The sequence below is a fragment of the Streptomyces sp. NPDC005408 genome (assembly GCF_040606445.1).
In the GTDB taxonomy this organism is placed as follows: Bacteria; Actinomycetota; Actinomycetes; order Streptomycetales; family Streptomycetaceae; genus Streptomyces.
Window position 1 is genome coordinate 195,980 of the sequence record NZ_JBEXEX010000004.1, and the last position, 12,740, is coordinate 208,719.

Sequence of the window (12,740 nt, forward strand, 5' to 3'; positions counted from 1 at the left end):
AGGTTTAGGATGCGCGGCATGAGCTTTGGGCAGGGGGGACCTCAGTGGGGGTCCGGTGGACAGAACCAGGATCCGTACGGAGGGCAGGACCCGTACCGGGCGCAAGACCCGTACGGCGCACAAGACCCGTACAACCCGGGCCAAGCCGTCCCGGACCCGTTCGGCCTGCGGGCCAGGGCGGCAGCGGCGGACAACACCCCGGACTGGGCGGCGCTCGCCGACGCCTCCGCGGCCCGCACCCGCCGCAAGCGCTGGCTGCTGATCGGCGGCGGCGCACTCGCCACCGCCGCGATCGCCGGCATCGTGGCGACCGCGATCGTCTCCTCCAACAGCGATGAGGGCAACGCGGCTTCGGACAAGAACGCGAGCCAGCTGCCCGCGCCACAGGACCTGCCCAGCGACACCACGCAGCCCGAGCCGTCCTTCTCCTCGGTCGCGCCGCTGCCGCCGCCGGACCCGAAGGACTTCATCTCGGACCGGAAGAAGGACACCGCACCGCTCAGCGCGGAGACCCTCTTCCCGGGCAGGAAGCTGACGATGGGCGAGCGGGTCTACGCCAAGGGCGCCACCGCCCGCACCGGCAACTGCGCCTCAGCGACCCAGGGCGCCCTCGGCTCGGTCCTCGAAAGCAACGGCTGCGACCAGGTCTTCCGCGCCACCTACAGCGCGGGCGGCATCGCGGTCACCGTCGGCGTCGCCACGTTCGAGAACGAGGCCAAGGCCAAGAAGGCCGTGCAGCAGGCGTCCGGCAGCATCGCGCCGCTGCCCGGCGCCGGCGTCCCGACCTTCTGCAAGGGTGGTCCGGTCTGCCGGTCCACGTACAACTCCTACGGCCGGTATGCCTACTTCACCTACACCGGCTACATCAAGGCCAAGTCCGTCACCAAGGGCGACGCCAAGGCCTTCCAGATCGGCGACGACCTGGGAGAGTTCACGTTCCGTCAGATCCGCAGGCGCGGCGAGGCCCAGGCCTCAGCAGCAGCCACCGCTCCCGCCGGCTGACCCGGGCAGCGACCGCTTGTTGCGGGCCTCCCGGTTCCGGGCGGCCAGCAACTCGTCGGCGGGGTAACCGACTTCCTCCAGCGTGAGCCCGTGCGGCCGCACCACATGGACGGCCGAGTCCCGTACGCCCGCGGCCAGCACCTTCGCCGGCCACTCCACCGGCCGGTGCCCGTCCCCCACAAACAGCAGCGCGCCCACCAGCGAGCGCACCATGTTGTGGCAGAAGGCATCGGCCCGGACGGTCGCGGTGATGATGCCTGCCTTGTCCAGCTCCCACGAGAGCTGATGCAGCGTCCGGATGGTCGTGGCGCCCTCGCGCTTCTTGCAGTACGCCGCGAAGTCGTGCTCGCCGGTCAGCCTCTCGGCGGCGGCATTCATGGCATCGACGTCCAACGGCCAGTCGTGCCACAGCACATGACCGCGCAGCAGCGGATCGACGCCACCGGGGTTGTCGGTCACCCGGTACGCGTACCGCCGCCAGATCGCCGAGAAGCGCGCGTTGAACCCGGCCGGAGCCTCTTCGACCCGCCAGATCCGCACATCGCGCGCGAGCCGCCCGGCCAGCCGCTTCAGCAGCTTCTCGCGGTGCTCGGCCCACACGTCCTCGGGCAGATCCACGTGCGCGACCTGCCCGCGCGCGTGTACGCCGGCGTCCGTCCGCCCGGCGACGGTCAGTTCGTATGTCCGCGAGGACCGCGTCACCGTACGCAGCGCGTCCTCGATGTCCCCCTGGACGGTCCGCCGCCCACGGGGCTGCTTGGCCCAGCCGGAGAAGTCCTTGCCGTCGTACGACAGGTCCAGCCGCACCCGGACGTGTCCGGGCTCCACCTCATCACTCACGTATCAGATCCTCTCAAAGCGGAACGGGCCCGCTCCCCGGAGGGAACGGGCCCGCTCGCACAGCCAGGTCAGAACGCTCAGGCGTCCTTGGCCTCATCGGCCGGCTTGGCGTCCTCGACGACCTCGGCCTCGGCGGCCTTGGTCTCGGACTCCTTGACCGCACGCTTGGTGGCGGCCTCGGCCTCGGCGACGGTCGCCTTCTTGGCGATCTCACCCTCGACCAGCTCGATCACAGCCATCGGGGCGTTGTCGCCACGACGGTTGCCGATCTTGGTGATGCGGGTGTAGCCACCCGGGCGCTCGGCGTAGCGCGGAGCGATCTCGGTGAAGAGCGTGTGGACGATGCCCTTGTCGGTGATCGTCTGCAGCACCAGGCGACGGTTGTGGATGTCGCCCTTCTTCGCCTTGGTGATCAGGCGCTCGGCGACCGGACGCAGGCGGCGGGCCTTGGCCTCGGTCGTCGTGATGCGGCCGTGCTCGAACAGCGACTTCGCGAGGTTCGCGAGAAGCAGACGCTCGTGCGCGGCGCTGCCGCCGAAACGGGCTCCCTTGGTGGGACGCGGCATGGTGTTTCTCCTTGTGATCTGCACCGGCCGTATCAGGTACCGGTGTCAGCTACCGGCGGGCGGCCGCCCGCCGGAAATCAAGATCAAGCCTGTCCGGCGATTGAGGACAACTCCTCAACCGCCGGAACAGCGGCTCAGTACTGCTCGGTCTCCACGAAGCCCGCGTCCGCGTCGTCGTCGGCGCCGAAGGCGTCGGCGGCGGCGGTCGGGTCGAATCCGGGCGGGCTGTCCTTGAGGGCCAGGCCCATGCCGGCCAGCTTCGCCTTGACCTCGTCGATCGACTTCGCACCGAAGTTGCGGATGTCGAGCAGGTCGGCCTCCGAGCGGGCAACGAGCTCACCCACGGAGTGGATGCCCTCGCGCTTGAGGCAGTTGTACGAACGAACGGTGAGCTCGAGCTCCTCGATCGGCAGCGCCAGGTCGGCAGCGAGCGCGGCGTCCGTCGGGGACGGACCCATGTCGATGCCCTCGGCGTCGATGTTGAGCTCGCGCGCCAGACCGAACAGCTCGACCAGGGTCTTACCGGCCGACGCCATGGCGTCACGCGGACGCATGGCCTGCTTGGTCTCGACATCGACGATCAGCTTGTCGAAGTCGGTGCGCTGCTCGACACGGGTCGCCTCGACCTTGTACGTGACCTTGAGCACCGGCGAGTAGATGGAGTCGACCGGGATACGGCCGATCTCCTGGCCCACCTGCTTGTTCTGCACGGCGGAGACGTAGCCGCGACCGCGCTCGACGGTCAGCTCCATCTCCAGCTTGCCCTTGCCGTTCAGCGTCGCGAGAACGAGGTCCGGGTTGTGGACCTCGACGCCGGCCGGCGGGGCGATGTCAGCAGCGGTGACCAGGCCGGGACCCTGCTTGCGCAGGTACATTACGACCGGCTCGTCGTGCTCCGAGGAGACGACCAGCTGCTTGATGTTCAGGATGAGGTCGGTGACGTCCTCCTTGACACCCGGCACGGTGGTGAACTCGTGCAGGACACCGTCGATCCGGATGCTGGTGACAGCAGCGCCGGGGATCGAGGAGAGGAGCGTACGGCGGAGCGAGTTACCGAGGGTGTAGCCGAAGCCCGGCTCCAGCGGCTCGATCACGAACCGTGAGCGGTACTCGTCGACGACCTCTTCGGTCAGCGAAGGACGCTGAGCGATAAGCATGAGAAATGCCTCCAGTCTTGGCACCCACTATTTGATGCCAACGGAACAAGGGTACGGGCGGTACGGCACCGAAGCGCCATACCGCCCGGAAAGTCCTACCCGCGAGGGGTCAGACGCGGCGACGCTTCGGGGGGCGGCAGCCGTTGTGCGGGGTGGGGGTGACGTCCTGGATCGAACCGACCTCGAGGCCCGTGGCCTGGAGGGAGCGGATCGCGGTCTCACGGCCGGAGCCGGGACCCTTGACGAAGACGTCAACCTTGCGCATGCCGTGCTCCTGCGCGCGGCGGGCGGCCGACTCGGCGGCCATCTGCGCGGCGAAGGGAGTGGACTTGCGCGAGCCCTTGAAGCCGACGTGGCCGGCGGAGGCCCAGGAGATCACGTTGCCCGAGGGGTCCGTGATCGAGACGATCGTGTTGTTGAACGTGCTCTTGATGTGGGCGTGCCCGTGAGCGACGTTCTTCTTTTCCTTGCGGCGCACCTTCTTGGCAGCGCCCTGACGACCCTTGGGGGGCATCTATATCTCCTACGGGAGGTGGTCGGTCCTACAGCGAAGACCGCTGATGAGCGTCCGCTGAGGACTACTTCTTGCCCGGCTTCTTCTTACCGGCGATGGCGCGACGCGGGCCCTTGCGGGTACGAGCGTTCGTGCTGGTGCGCTGACCGTGGACCGGCAGGCCACGGCGGTGCCGCAGACCCTGGTAGCAGCCGATCTCGACCTTGCGGCGGATGTCGGCCTGAACCTCGCGACGGAGGTCACCCTCGGTGCGGAGGTTGGCGTCGACGTACTCGCGGATCTTGACGAGGTCCTCTTCGGCCAGGTCACGAACGCGGGTGTTCGGGTTCACGCCGGTGGTGGCGAGGATCTCCTTGGACCGGGTGCGCCCGATGCCGAAGACGTAGGTGAGGGCAACCTCCACACGCTTATCGCGCGGGATGTCAACACCTGAAACGCGTGCCATTCAATGGCTCCAGTTGTTTTCGGGGGTCTTCCACAGAACCGCTCCCGACCGCCGACCTCTCCCGGAGGAGAGGTGGTACGGCCCGGGTCCCCGGCCCCCGCCGGAGGTGTCGTCAGCCGTGGCTTGGACGGGCTCTGCGTATGTACCTGTTACTTGCGTCGCGCGAAAAACTGCGAGGTGCAGGTCGTGCTTCAGCCCTGGCGCTGCTTGTGGCGCAGGTTGTCGCAGATGACCATGACCCGACCGTGACGGCGGATCACCTTGCACTTGTCGCAGATCTTCTTGACGCTCGGCTTGACCTTCATGGGATGTGAGGTTCTCCGGGTCAGTGCCACCACCCACGCCGGAGCGGGGTGCGGGGGCAAGATCTACTTGTATCGGTAGACGATCCGGCCACGCGTCAGGTCGTACGGAGACAGCTCCACGACGACCCGGTCGTCCGGGAGAATACGGATGTAGTGCATCCGCATCTTGCCGGAGATGTGCGCGAGGACCTTGTGACCGTTCTGGAGTTCCACCTTGAACATGGCGTTCGGGAGGGACTCGATCACGGTGCCCTCAATTTCGATGGCACCTTGCTTCTTGGCCACGCTTCGCCTTTCGAATCGGCTACCTTGATCGACTCTCGTCGCTGTATGCGGACACACGAGTACACGAGAGCCGACGCATCAGTCTACGTCAGGCCATCCGAAAAGACGAATCCGGCAAGTTTGCCCACTCGCGAAGATCCTTAAGCAGAGGCCAGCGGATCCGGCGCGGCCGTAATGCCCAGCTCCGCCAGCTTCGCCTTACCGCCATCGGGCGCCGTGAGCACCAGCGGGCCTTCCTCCGTCAGGGCCACCGAGTGCTCCCAGTGCGACGACCACGTGCCGTCCGTCGTGATGACCGTCCAGTCGTCCTGCAGCACCTCGGTGTGCGGGGTGCCCAGCGAGACCATCGGCTCGATCGCCAGGCAGAAGCCGGGGACCAGCTTCGGGCCCTTGCCGCGCTTGCGCGCGACGTAGTTCAGCAGATGCGGGTCCATGTGCATCTCGGTGCCGATGCCGTGGCCGCCGTACTCCTCGATGATCCCGTACCGTCCGCCGCCCGGCTTGGGCTGGCGGCGGATGTACGTCTCGATCGCGCGGGAGACGTCCACCAGCCGGTTGCCGTTCTTCATCGCGGCGATACCGGCCCACATCGACTCCTCGGTCACCCGGGAGAGTTCGATCAGCTCCGGAGCGTGACCGCTGCCCACGAAGACGGTGTACGCCGCGTCGCCGTGCCAGCCGTCGATGATCGCGCCGGCGTCGACCGAGATGATGTCGCCGTCCTTGAGGACGGTCTTCTCGTCCGGGATGCCGTGCACGACCACCTCGTTGACCGAGGTGCAGATGGTTGCGGGGAAGCCGCCGTACCCGAGGAAGTTCGACTTCGCACCGTGGTCGGCGATCACCTTGCGGGCGACCTCGTCCAGATCCTTGGTGGTGGCGCCGGGCACCGCGGCCTCACGCGTCGCCGCATGAATCGCGGCGACGACCAGCCCCGCCTCACGCATCTTCGCGATCTGCTCCGGGGTCTTGATCTGCACCATGGCCTTGCCTTCCACCTCTGACGTGTCTCTGCTCAACAGTACGGCCGCGGCGTCCGTCGGACACCGCGGCCGTACCTGGAGTTACTACGGGGTACTGCTCAGCTCTTCGCGGACTTCTTCAGCGCGTCCATCGCCCGCTGCGTCACGTCCGTGACCTTGCCGAGCGCGGAGATCGTGACCACCAGGTTCTGCGCCCGGTAGTAGTCGATGATCGGCTCGGTCTGCGTGTGGTAGACCTCGAGGCGCCGGCGCACGGTCTCCTCGGAGTCGTCGTCGCGCTGGTAGAGGTCACCGCCGCAGATGTCGCAGACACCGTCCTGCTGCGGCCGGGAGTACGTGACGTGGAAGACATGGCTGGAGTCGTTGCGACAGATGCGGCGACCCGCGATCCGCTTCACGACCTCGTCCTCGGGGACCTCCAGGTCGAGCACCGCGTCCAGCGTCATGCCCTCGGACTTCAGCATCGCGTCCAGCGCCTCGGCCTGCGAGACATTGCGCGGGAAGCCGTCCAGCAGGAAGCCGCCTTCGGCGTCCGGCTGTTCCATCCGGTCCTTGGCCATGCCGATGGTGACCTCGTCGGGCACCAGGTCTCCCGCGTCCATGTACGCCTTGGCCTGCAGACCGAGGTCCGTGCCCTGGCTGATGTTGGCGCGGAAGAGGTCGCCCGTGGAGATGTGCGGGATCGACAGGTTCTTGGCAAGGTACGCGGCCTGCGTTCCCTTGCCGGCACCGGGCGGTCCGACGAGGACGATTCGCATCAGCGGAGGAACCCTTCGTAATTGCGCTGCTGGAGCTGGCTCTCGATCTGCTTCACGGTCTCCAGACCCACACCCACGATGATCAGGATGCTCGTCCCGCCGAACGGGAAGTTCTGGTTCGCGCCTCCGAAGCCTGCCAACGCCATCGTCGGGACAAGAGCAATCAGACCCAGGTACAGCGAGCCCGGCCAAGTGATCCTGTTGAGCACGTAGCTCAGGTACTCGGCAGTAGGTCGACCTGCCCGGATACCCGGGATGAAGCCACCATACTTCTTCATGTTGTCCGCGACTTCCTCGGGGTTGAACGAGATCGCCACATAGAAGAAGGCGAAGAACACGATCAACAGGAAGTACGTCGCGATGTAGTACGGGTGGTCACCCTTGACGAAGTGCTGCTGGATCCAAGTTTTCCAGCCCGCTTGGGAGTTGGAGAACTGGGCGACCAGCGCCGGGATGTAGAGCAGCGACGAGGCGAAGATGACGGGAATCACACCCGCCTGGTTCACCTTGAGCGGGATGTACGTGGACGTCCCACCGTACGAACGCCGCCCGATCATGCGCTTCGCGTACTGCACGGGGATACGGCGCTGAGCCTGCTCGACGAAGACGACCAGGGCGACCATCACGAAGCCGATCAGGATGACGGTGCTGAACTCGATCCAGCCCTTGGCGAGCTTGCCGCTCTGCTTGATGGCCCACAGGGCGCCCGGGAAACCGGCGGCGATCGAGATGAACATCAGGATCGACATGCCGTTGCCGATGCCGCGGTCGGTGATGAGCTCACCGAGCCACATGACGGCGGCGGTGCCCGCGGTCATGGTGGTCACCATGACGATGGTGGTGAAGATCGAGCGGTCCGGAACGATCTGGTCGGCGACCTGGCAGCCGCTGAAGAGCGCACCGCTGCGGGCCGTCGCCACCAGGCCGGTGCCCTGGAGCACGGCGAGGGCGACGGTCAGATAGCGGGTGTACTGCGTGATCTTCGCCGTGCCGGAAGAGCCCTCCTTCTTGAGGGCCTCCAGCCGCGGAATGACCACGGTCAGCAGCTGCAGGATGATGCTCGCCGTGATGTACGGCATGATGCCCAGCGCAAAGATGGTGATCTGCAGCAGCGCCCCGCCACTGAACATGTTCACCAGACCGAACAGGCTGTTGTTGCCCTTCTGGGCCGCATCAACACAGGTCTGTACGTTCTGGTAATCGACGCCCGGGACCGGGATGTGTGACCCCAGCCGGTACAGCACGATGATGGCGAGCGTGAAGAGCAGCTTCTTGCGCAGGTCGGGCGTCTTGAACGCCCGGGCGAACGCGGTGAGCACGGTGCCTCCTGCGACCCCCGCGCTACTGCGTCAGAGGTGACGGTATTGAGGATCAACGAATACGTATCAGGCAAATCCGCACGATCTTAGTGGGTCAGACCGAGCGGCCAAGGGGGCAGAACCCTCTTTGTTTACAGCAACAGTGCACGCCACCTTACCGGCGGATGTGCCCCCCTAGGAACGACCAACCGGGGATGCCCCATTTGAGAGGCATCCCCGGTCGGTTTTCAGCTTTCAGCCATCGAACTCGTCTCAGACGAGCTCGGTGACGGTGCCGCCGGCAGCGGCAATCTTCTCCTTGGCGGCGCCGGAGACGGCGTCAACCGTCACCTGCAGCGCCACGGAGATCTCGCCCTGGCCGAGGACCTTGACGAGGCTGTTCTTGCGAACCGCACCCTTGTCGACCAGATCGGCCACAGTGACCTCGCCACCCTGCGGGTAGAGCGCGGCCAGCTTGTCCAGGTTCACGACCTGGTACTCGGTGCGGAACGGGTTCTTGAAGCCCTTGAGCTTCGGGAGACGCATGTGGAGGGGCATCTGCCCACCCTCGAAGCGCTCCGGAACCTGGTAACGGGCCTTGGTGCCCTTGGTACCACGACCAGCGGTCTTACCCTTGGACGCCTCACCACGACCCACACGGGTCTTGGCGGTCTTGGCGCCCGGGGCGGGCCGGAGGTTGTGGACCTTCAGCGGGTTGTTCTCCGCCATGTCAGTCGACCTCCTCAACCGTGACGAGGTGGCGGACGGTGTGCACCATGCCGCGGAACTCGGGACGGTCCTCCTTGACAACCACGTCGTTCAGGCGCTTGAGCCCGAGCGAACGAAGGGTGTCGCGGTGGTTCTGCTTGCTTCCGATGTACGACTTCGTCTGCGTGATCTTGAGGCGGGCCATTACGCACCCGCTCCCGCACGTGCACGAAGCAGAGCCGCGGGGGCGACGTCCTCGAGCGGCAGACCACGGCGAGCCGCGATCTCCTCGGGACGCTGCAGGCCCTTGAGGGCCGCCACGGTCGCGTGCACGATGTTGATCGCGTTGGACGAGCCGAGCGACTTCGACAGGATGTCGTGAACGCCGGCGCACTCCAGGACGGCACGCACCGGGCCACCGGCGATAACGCCGGTACCGGGGGAAGCAGGCTTGAGCAGGACGACGCCCGCAGCCTTCTCGCCCGTGATCGGGTGCGGGATGGTGCCCTGGATACGGGGGACCTTGAAGAAGTGCTTCTTGGCCTCCTCAACACCCTTGGCGATGGCGGCCGGCACCTCCTTGGCCTTGCCGTAACCGACACCGACGGTGCCGTCACCATCGCCCACCACGACCAGCGCGGTGAAGCTGAAGCGACGACCACCCTTCACAACCTTGGCAACGCGGTTGATCGCGACAACGCGCTCAACGTAGGCGGTCTTCTCGGCGGCAGCAGCGCCACCGTCGCGACCCTTCCGGTCCCGCCGCTCGCCGCCACCGGCACCGCTTCCGCGGCGCTGGGGTCCAGCCATTGGATTTACCTCTCTCTGTTACGTCCGTTAGTCCCGGAACCGGGGCTTAGAACTTCAGCCCGGCTTCGCGGGCGGCGTCAGCCAGAGCGGCAATGCGCCCGGCGTACCTGTTGCCACCACGGTCGAACACGACGGCCTCGACGCCCGCAGCCTTAGCACGCTCGGCGACAAGTGCGCCGACCTGCTTGGCCTGGGCGCTCTTGTCGCCCTCGCCGCCGCGGATCGAGGTGTCCAGGGTCGACGCCGACGCGAGCGTGTGGCCCGCGATGTCGTCGATGACCTGCGCAACGATGTTGCGGTTGGAGCGCGTCACGACGAGGCGCGGACGCTCCGGCGTACCCGAGATGTGCTTGCGCACGCGGATGTGGCGACGCTTGATGGCGGCGCGCTTGTACGCGTCACCCTTGGCGATCTTTACACCGTATGCCATGGCTTACTTACCCGCCTTTCCGACCTTGCGGCGGATAACCTCGCCCGCGTACTTGACGCCCTTGGCCTTGTACGGGTCGGGCTTGCGCAGCTTGCGGATCTTCGCGGCGACCTCGCCGACCTTCTGCTTGTCGATACCCTCGACCGAGAACTTGGTCGGCGACTCGACCTTGAAGGAGATGCCCTCGGGCGCCTCCACCAGGATCGAGTGGCTGTAGCCGAGCTGGAACTCCAGGTTGGAGCCCTTCGCGGCGACGCGGTAACCGACACCGCTGATTTCGAGCGCCTTGACGTAACCCTGGGTCACGCCGGTGATCATGTTCGCCACCAGCGTGCGGGACAGGCCGTGCAGGGCCTTGTTCTGACGCTCGTCGTTCGGGCGCAGCACCTGCAGGGTGCCATCCTCGCCCTTGGTGACATCGATCGGCGCGGCAACGGTGTGGGAGAGGGAACCCTTGGGGCCCTTCACGGCGACCGTACGGCCATCGATGGTGACGTCCACACCGGCGGGAACCTGGATGGGGAGCTTGCCGATTCGCGACATTAGCTTTTCCTCCGTTCCCTACTACCAGACGTAGGCGAGGACTTCCCCACCTACGCCCTTCTTGCCTGCCTGCTGACCGGTCAGGAGACCGTGGGACGTGGAGATGATCGCCACGCCCAGGCCGCCGAGAACCTTCGGCAGATTGGTGGACTTCGCGTACACGCGCAGACCCGGCTTGGAGATGCGCTTGATGCCGGCGATCGAACGCTCGCGGTTCGGGCCGAACTTCAGCTCCAGGACGAGGTTCTTGCCGACCTCGGCGTCCTCGACCTTCCAGCCGGTGATGAAGCCCTCCTGCTGGAGGATCTCCGCGATGTGCGACTTGATCTTGCTGTGCGGCATCACGACGGTGTCGTGGTACGCCGAGTTCGCGTTACGCAGACGCGTGAGCATGTCTGCGATGGGATCAGTCATGGTCATGAATTGGCCTTCGGCCTCTCTCGCCGGGGTTTCCTGTATGCGCCATCCCTCTCCCCACTCAGTGGCGGGACGGGTGCGGTGCGGGGACCTACGGCGTAGTAAGTCGGTCAGGGCGGCGGGCGCCCAACCCCACAAGCCTACGGCATGTGAAGGAGGGCTCCCGCCGACCAGATACTTACCGAGAGCCTCCGGTAATTCCCAAGTAGGGAATTACCAGGAGCTCTTGGTCACGCCCGGCAGCTCGCCACGGTGAGCCATCTCACGAAGGCACACGCGGCACAGGCCGAACTTGCGGTACACGGAGTGCGGACGCCCACAGCGCTGGCAGCGGGTGTAGGCGCGCACACCGAACTTGGGCTTACGAGCAGCCTTGGCAATAAGAGCCTTCTTCGCCATCTCGCTTACGCCTCCTTGAACGGGAAGCCGAGGTGACGAAGGAGCGCGCGGCCCTCAGCGTCGTTGGTCGCCGTGGTGACCACGGTGATGTCCATACCCCGGACGCGGTCGATCTTGTCCTGGTCGATCTCGTGGAACATGACCTGCTCCGTGAGACCGAAGGTGTAGTTGCCACGGCCGTCGAACTGCTTGGGGGACAGGCCACGGAAGTCGCGGATGCGCGGAAGCGCGAGCGACAGGGTGCGGTCCAGGAACTCCCACATGCGGTCGCCACGAAGCGTGACGTGGGCACCGATCGGCTGGCCCTCACGCAGCTTGAACTGCGCGATGGACTTACGGGCCTTGGTGACGGCCGGCTTCTGGCCGGTGATCGTGGTGAGGTCGCGAATCGCGCCGTCGATCAGCTTGGAGTCGCGGGCGGCGTCGCCCACACCCATGTTGACCACGATCTTGACGAGGCCGGGAACCTGCATGACGTTCTCGAACGAGAACTCCTCACGCAGCTTGCCCGCGATCTCCTCGCGGTACTTCGTCTTCAGACGCGGAGTGGTGGTGGTAGCCATCAGATGTCCTCACCCGTCCGCTTGGCAACGCGGATCTTGTTGCCTTCGTCGTCGAAGCGGTAACCGACGCGCGTGACGACCTTGTTGCCGTCCTTCTCCACGACGAGCTGAACGTTGCTCACGTGGACAGGGGCCTCGGTCGTGACGATGCCACCGGTCTGCGAACCGCGAGCGGTCTGACCGGCCTTGGTGTGCTTCTTGACCCGGTTGACACCCTCGACCAGGACGCGGTCCTCGCGGGGGAAGGCCGCGATGACCTTGCCCTGCTTGCCCTTGTCCTTGCCGGTGATGACCTGAACCAGGTCGCCCTTCTTGATCTTCATGCTTACAGCACCTCCGGCGCGAGCGAGATGATCTTCATGAACTTCTTCTCGCGCAGCTCACGGCCCACCGGGCCGAAGATACGGGTGCCGCGAGGGTCGCCGTCGTTCTTCAGAATGACAGCGGCGTTCTCGTCGAAGCGGATGTACGAGCCGTCCTGGCGGCGGCGCTCCTTCACGGTGCGAACGATGACCGCCTTGACGACGTCACCCTTCTTCACGTTGCCACCGGGGATCGCGTCCTTGACGGTGGCGACAATGACGTCACCGATGCCCGCGTAGCGGCGACCGGAGCCACCGAGAACACGGATGCAAAGGATCTCCTTGGCACCAGTGTTGTCGGCGACACGCAGTCGCGACTCCTGCTGGATCACGTCTATCTCCTGTTTGTCTGCCG

General features: G+C 66.0%; 21 protein-coding genes. 1 reads left to right on the forward strand and 20 read right to left on the reverse strand.

Annotated elements, in window-relative coordinates; genetic code table 11:
• Positions 1–18 precede the first annotated feature (18 nt).
• The gene (locus ABZS64_RS06260; RefSeq protein ID WP_355823868.1) at positions 19–1,002 is read left to right on the forward strand and encodes a hypothetical protein; all 984 of its coding nucleotides are present in this window, start codon (positions 19–21) and stop codon (positions 1,000–1,002) included.
• Here the strand turns inward: ABZS64_RS06260 and truA are convergent.
• From truA to rplN, 20 genes are all read right to left on the reverse strand, one after another.
• Positions 973–1,842, reverse strand: coding sequence for a tRNA pseudouridine(38-40) synthase TruA (gene truA, locus ABZS64_RS06265; RefSeq protein ID WP_355823870.1), 870 nt, complete (start codon positions 1,840–1,842; stop codon positions 973–975). The genes ABZS64_RS06260 and truA overlap by 30 nt on opposite strands.
• A gap of 77 nt (positions 1,843–1,919) precedes the next feature.
• Positions 1,920–2,408 carry a 50S ribosomal protein L17 gene (gene rplQ / locus ABZS64_RS06270; RefSeq protein ID WP_324986086.1) on the reverse strand — a complete coding sequence of 163 codons (489 nt, stop codon included), beginning with the start codon at positions 2,406–2,408 and terminating at the stop codon, positions 1,920–1,922.
• A 134-nt stretch (positions 2,409–2,542) separates the two neighbouring features.
• The gene (locus ABZS64_RS06275) at positions 2,543–3,565 is read right to left on the reverse strand and encodes a DNA-directed RNA polymerase subunit alpha (RefSeq protein WP_003956430.1); all 1,023 of its coding nucleotides are present in this window, start codon (positions 3,563–3,565) and stop codon (positions 2,543–2,545) included.
• A 109-nt stretch (positions 3,566–3,674) separates the two neighbouring features.
• Positions 3,675–4,079 carry a 30S ribosomal protein S11 gene (gene rpsK / locus ABZS64_RS06280; protein ID WP_003956432.1) on the reverse strand — a complete coding sequence of 135 codons (405 nt, stop codon included), beginning with the start codon at positions 4,077–4,079 and terminating at the stop codon, positions 3,675–3,677.
• A gap of 64 nt (positions 4,080–4,143) precedes the next feature.
• Positions 4,144–4,524 (reverse strand): 30S ribosomal protein S13, encoded by a 381-nt coding sequence (gene rpsM / locus ABZS64_RS06285; protein ID WP_142214193.1) that lies wholly within the window; start codon positions 4,522–4,524, stop codon positions 4,144–4,146.
• A 191-nt stretch (positions 4,525–4,715) separates the two neighbouring features.
• On the reverse strand, positions 4,716–4,829 hold the full coding sequence (gene rpmJ / locus ABZS64_RS06290) for a 50S ribosomal protein L36 (RefSeq protein WP_003956441.1): 114 nt from the start codon (positions 4,827–4,829) through the stop codon (positions 4,716–4,718).
• Between the two features lie 63 nt (positions 4,830–4,892).
• The gene (gene infA / locus ABZS64_RS06295) at positions 4,893–5,114 is read right to left on the reverse strand and encodes a translation initiation factor IF-1 (protein ID WP_003956442.1); all 222 of its coding nucleotides are present in this window, start codon (positions 5,112–5,114) and stop codon (positions 4,893–4,895) included.
• Between the two features lie 140 nt (positions 5,115–5,254).
• The gene (map, locus tag ABZS64_RS06300; RefSeq protein WP_355823873.1) at positions 5,255–6,097 is read right to left on the reverse strand and encodes a type I methionyl aminopeptidase; all 843 of its coding nucleotides are present in this window, start codon (positions 6,095–6,097) and stop codon (positions 5,255–5,257) included.
• Between the two features lie 98 nt (positions 6,098–6,195).
• On the reverse strand, positions 6,196–6,855 hold the full coding sequence (locus tag ABZS64_RS06305) for an adenylate kinase (protein ID WP_355823876.1): 660 nt from the start codon (positions 6,853–6,855) through the stop codon (positions 6,196–6,198).
• Positions 6,855–8,174, reverse strand: a complete 1,320-nt coding sequence (gene secY / locus ABZS64_RS06310) for a preprotein translocase subunit SecY (RefSeq protein ID WP_355823879.1) — start codon at positions 8,172–8,174, stop codon at positions 6,855–6,857. The genes ABZS64_RS06305 and secY overlap by 1 nt, the downstream gene beginning before the upstream one ends.
• Positions 8,175–8,426: 252 nt before the next feature.
• Positions 8,427–8,882: a 50S ribosomal protein L15 gene (gene rplO, locus ABZS64_RS06315; RefSeq protein ID WP_355823882.1), complete on the reverse strand. Its 456-nt coding sequence runs from the start codon at positions 8,880–8,882 to the stop codon at positions 8,427–8,429.
• A gap of 1 nt (position 8,883) precedes the next feature.
• Positions 8,884–9,066 (reverse strand): 50S ribosomal protein L30, encoded by a 183-nt coding sequence (rpmD, locus tag ABZS64_RS06320; protein WP_005313525.1) that lies wholly within the window; start codon positions 9,064–9,066, stop codon positions 8,884–8,886.
• Positions 9,066–9,671 carry a 30S ribosomal protein S5 gene (gene rpsE / locus ABZS64_RS06325; protein ID WP_006376045.1) on the reverse strand — a complete coding sequence of 202 codons (606 nt, stop codon included), beginning with the start codon at positions 9,669–9,671 and terminating at the stop codon, positions 9,066–9,068. Before rpsE ends, rpmD begins: the two co-directional genes overlap by 1 nt.
• A gap of 46 nt (positions 9,672–9,717) precedes the next feature.
• The gene (rplR, locus tag ABZS64_RS06330; protein ID WP_142214198.1) at positions 9,718–10,101 is read right to left on the reverse strand and encodes a 50S ribosomal protein L18; all 384 of its coding nucleotides are present in this window, start codon (positions 10,099–10,101) and stop codon (positions 9,718–9,720) included.
• Positions 10,102–10,104: 3 nt separating this feature from the next.
• Positions 10,105–10,644: a 50S ribosomal protein L6 gene (gene rplF / locus ABZS64_RS06335; RefSeq protein WP_355823886.1), complete on the reverse strand. Its 540-nt coding sequence runs from the start codon at positions 10,642–10,644 to the stop codon at positions 10,105–10,107.
• 21 nt (positions 10,645–10,665) lie between these two features.
• A complete protein-coding gene (gene rpsH, locus ABZS64_RS06340) occupies positions 10,666–11,064 on the reverse strand; it encodes a 30S ribosomal protein S8 (protein WP_067163170.1) in 399 nt (132 codons plus the stop codon).
• 210 nt (positions 11,065–11,274) lie between these two features.
• Positions 11,275–11,460, reverse strand: coding sequence for a type Z 30S ribosomal protein S14 (locus ABZS64_RS06345; protein WP_003956452.1), 186 nt, complete (start codon positions 11,458–11,460; stop codon positions 11,275–11,277).
• A 5-nt stretch (positions 11,461–11,465) separates the two neighbouring features.
• Positions 11,466–12,023, reverse strand: coding sequence for a 50S ribosomal protein L5 (gene rplE / locus ABZS64_RS06350; protein ID WP_142214200.1), 558 nt, complete (start codon positions 12,021–12,023; stop codon positions 11,466–11,468).
• Positions 12,023–12,346 (reverse strand): 50S ribosomal protein L24, encoded by a 324-nt coding sequence (gene rplX / locus ABZS64_RS06355; protein WP_142214201.1) that lies wholly within the window; start codon positions 12,344–12,346, stop codon positions 12,023–12,025. The genes rplE and rplX overlap by 1 nt, the downstream gene beginning before the upstream one ends.
• Positions 12,347–12,348: 2 nt before the next feature.
• The gene (gene rplN / locus ABZS64_RS06360; protein WP_003956455.1) at positions 12,349–12,717 is read right to left on the reverse strand and encodes a 50S ribosomal protein L14; all 369 of its coding nucleotides are present in this window, start codon (positions 12,715–12,717) and stop codon (positions 12,349–12,351) included.
• Positions 12,718–12,740: the final 23 nt, after the last annotated feature.

Excerpts from the sequence above, each read along its gene's own strand:
- rplE (WP_142214200.1), bottom strand. The coding sequence starts at position 12,023 with ATGGCTACCACCACCACTCCGCGTCTGAAGACGAAGTACCGCGAGGAG.
- ABZS64_RS06260 (WP_355823868.1), top strand. The coding sequence starts at position 19 with ATGAGCTTTGGGCAGGGGGGACCTCAGTGGGGGTCCGGTGGACAGAAC.
- rpsE (WP_006376045.1), bottom strand. The coding sequence starts at position 9,671 with ATGGCTGGACCCCAGCGCCGCGGAAGCGGTGCCGGTGGCGGCGAGCGG.
- map (WP_355823873.1), bottom strand. The coding sequence starts at position 6,097 with ATGGTGCAGATCAAGACCCCGGAGCAGATCGCGAAGATGCGTGAGGCG.
- ABZS64_RS06275 (WP_003956430.1), bottom strand. The coding sequence starts at position 3,565 with ATGCTTATCGCTCAGCGTCCTTCGCTGACCGAAGAGGTCGTCGACGAG.
- rpmJ (WP_003956441.1), bottom strand. The coding sequence starts at position 4,829 with ATGAAGGTCAAGCCGAGCGTCAAGAAGATCTGCGACAAGTGCAAGGTG.
- rpsM (WP_142214193.1), bottom strand. The coding sequence starts at position 4,524 with ATGGCACGCGTTTCAGGTGTTGACATCCCGCGCGATAAGCGTGTGGAG.
- rpmD (WP_005313525.1), bottom strand. The coding sequence starts at position 9,066 with ATGGCCCGCCTCAAGATCACGCAGACGAAGTCGTACATCGGAAGCAAG.
- rpsK (WP_003956432.1), bottom strand. The coding sequence starts at position 4,079 with ATGCCCCCCAAGGGTCGTCAGGGCGCTGCCAAGAAGGTGCGCCGCAAG.
- ABZS64_RS06345 (WP_003956452.1), bottom strand. The coding sequence starts at position 11,460 with ATGGCGAAGAAGGCTCTTATTGCCAAGGCTGCTCGTAAGCCCAAGTTC.
- ABZS64_RS06305 (WP_355823876.1), bottom strand. The coding sequence starts at position 6,855 with ATGCGAATCGTCCTCGTCGGACCGCCCGGTGCCGGCAAGGGAACGCAG.
- rpsH (WP_067163170.1), bottom strand. The coding sequence starts at position 11,064 with ATGACCATGACTGATCCCATCGCAGACATGCTCACGCGTCTGCGTAAC.
- rplR (WP_142214198.1), bottom strand. The coding sequence starts at position 10,101 with ATGGCATACGGTGTAAAGATCGCCAAGGGTGACGCGTACAAGCGCGCC.
- rplQ (WP_324986086.1), bottom strand. The coding sequence starts at position 2,408 with ATGCCGCGTCCCACCAAGGGAGCCCGTTTCGGCGGCAGCGCCGCGCAC.
- rplX (WP_142214201.1), bottom strand. The coding sequence starts at position 12,346 with ATGAAGATCAAGAAGGGCGACCTGGTTCAGGTCATCACCGGCAAGGAC.
- rplF (WP_355823886.1), bottom strand. The coding sequence starts at position 10,644 with ATGTCGCGAATCGGCAAGCTCCCCATCCAGGTTCCCGCCGGTGTGGAC.
- rplO (WP_355823882.1), bottom strand. The coding sequence starts at position 8,882 with ATGGCGGAGAACAACCCGCTGAAGGTCCACAACCTCCGGCCCGCCCCG.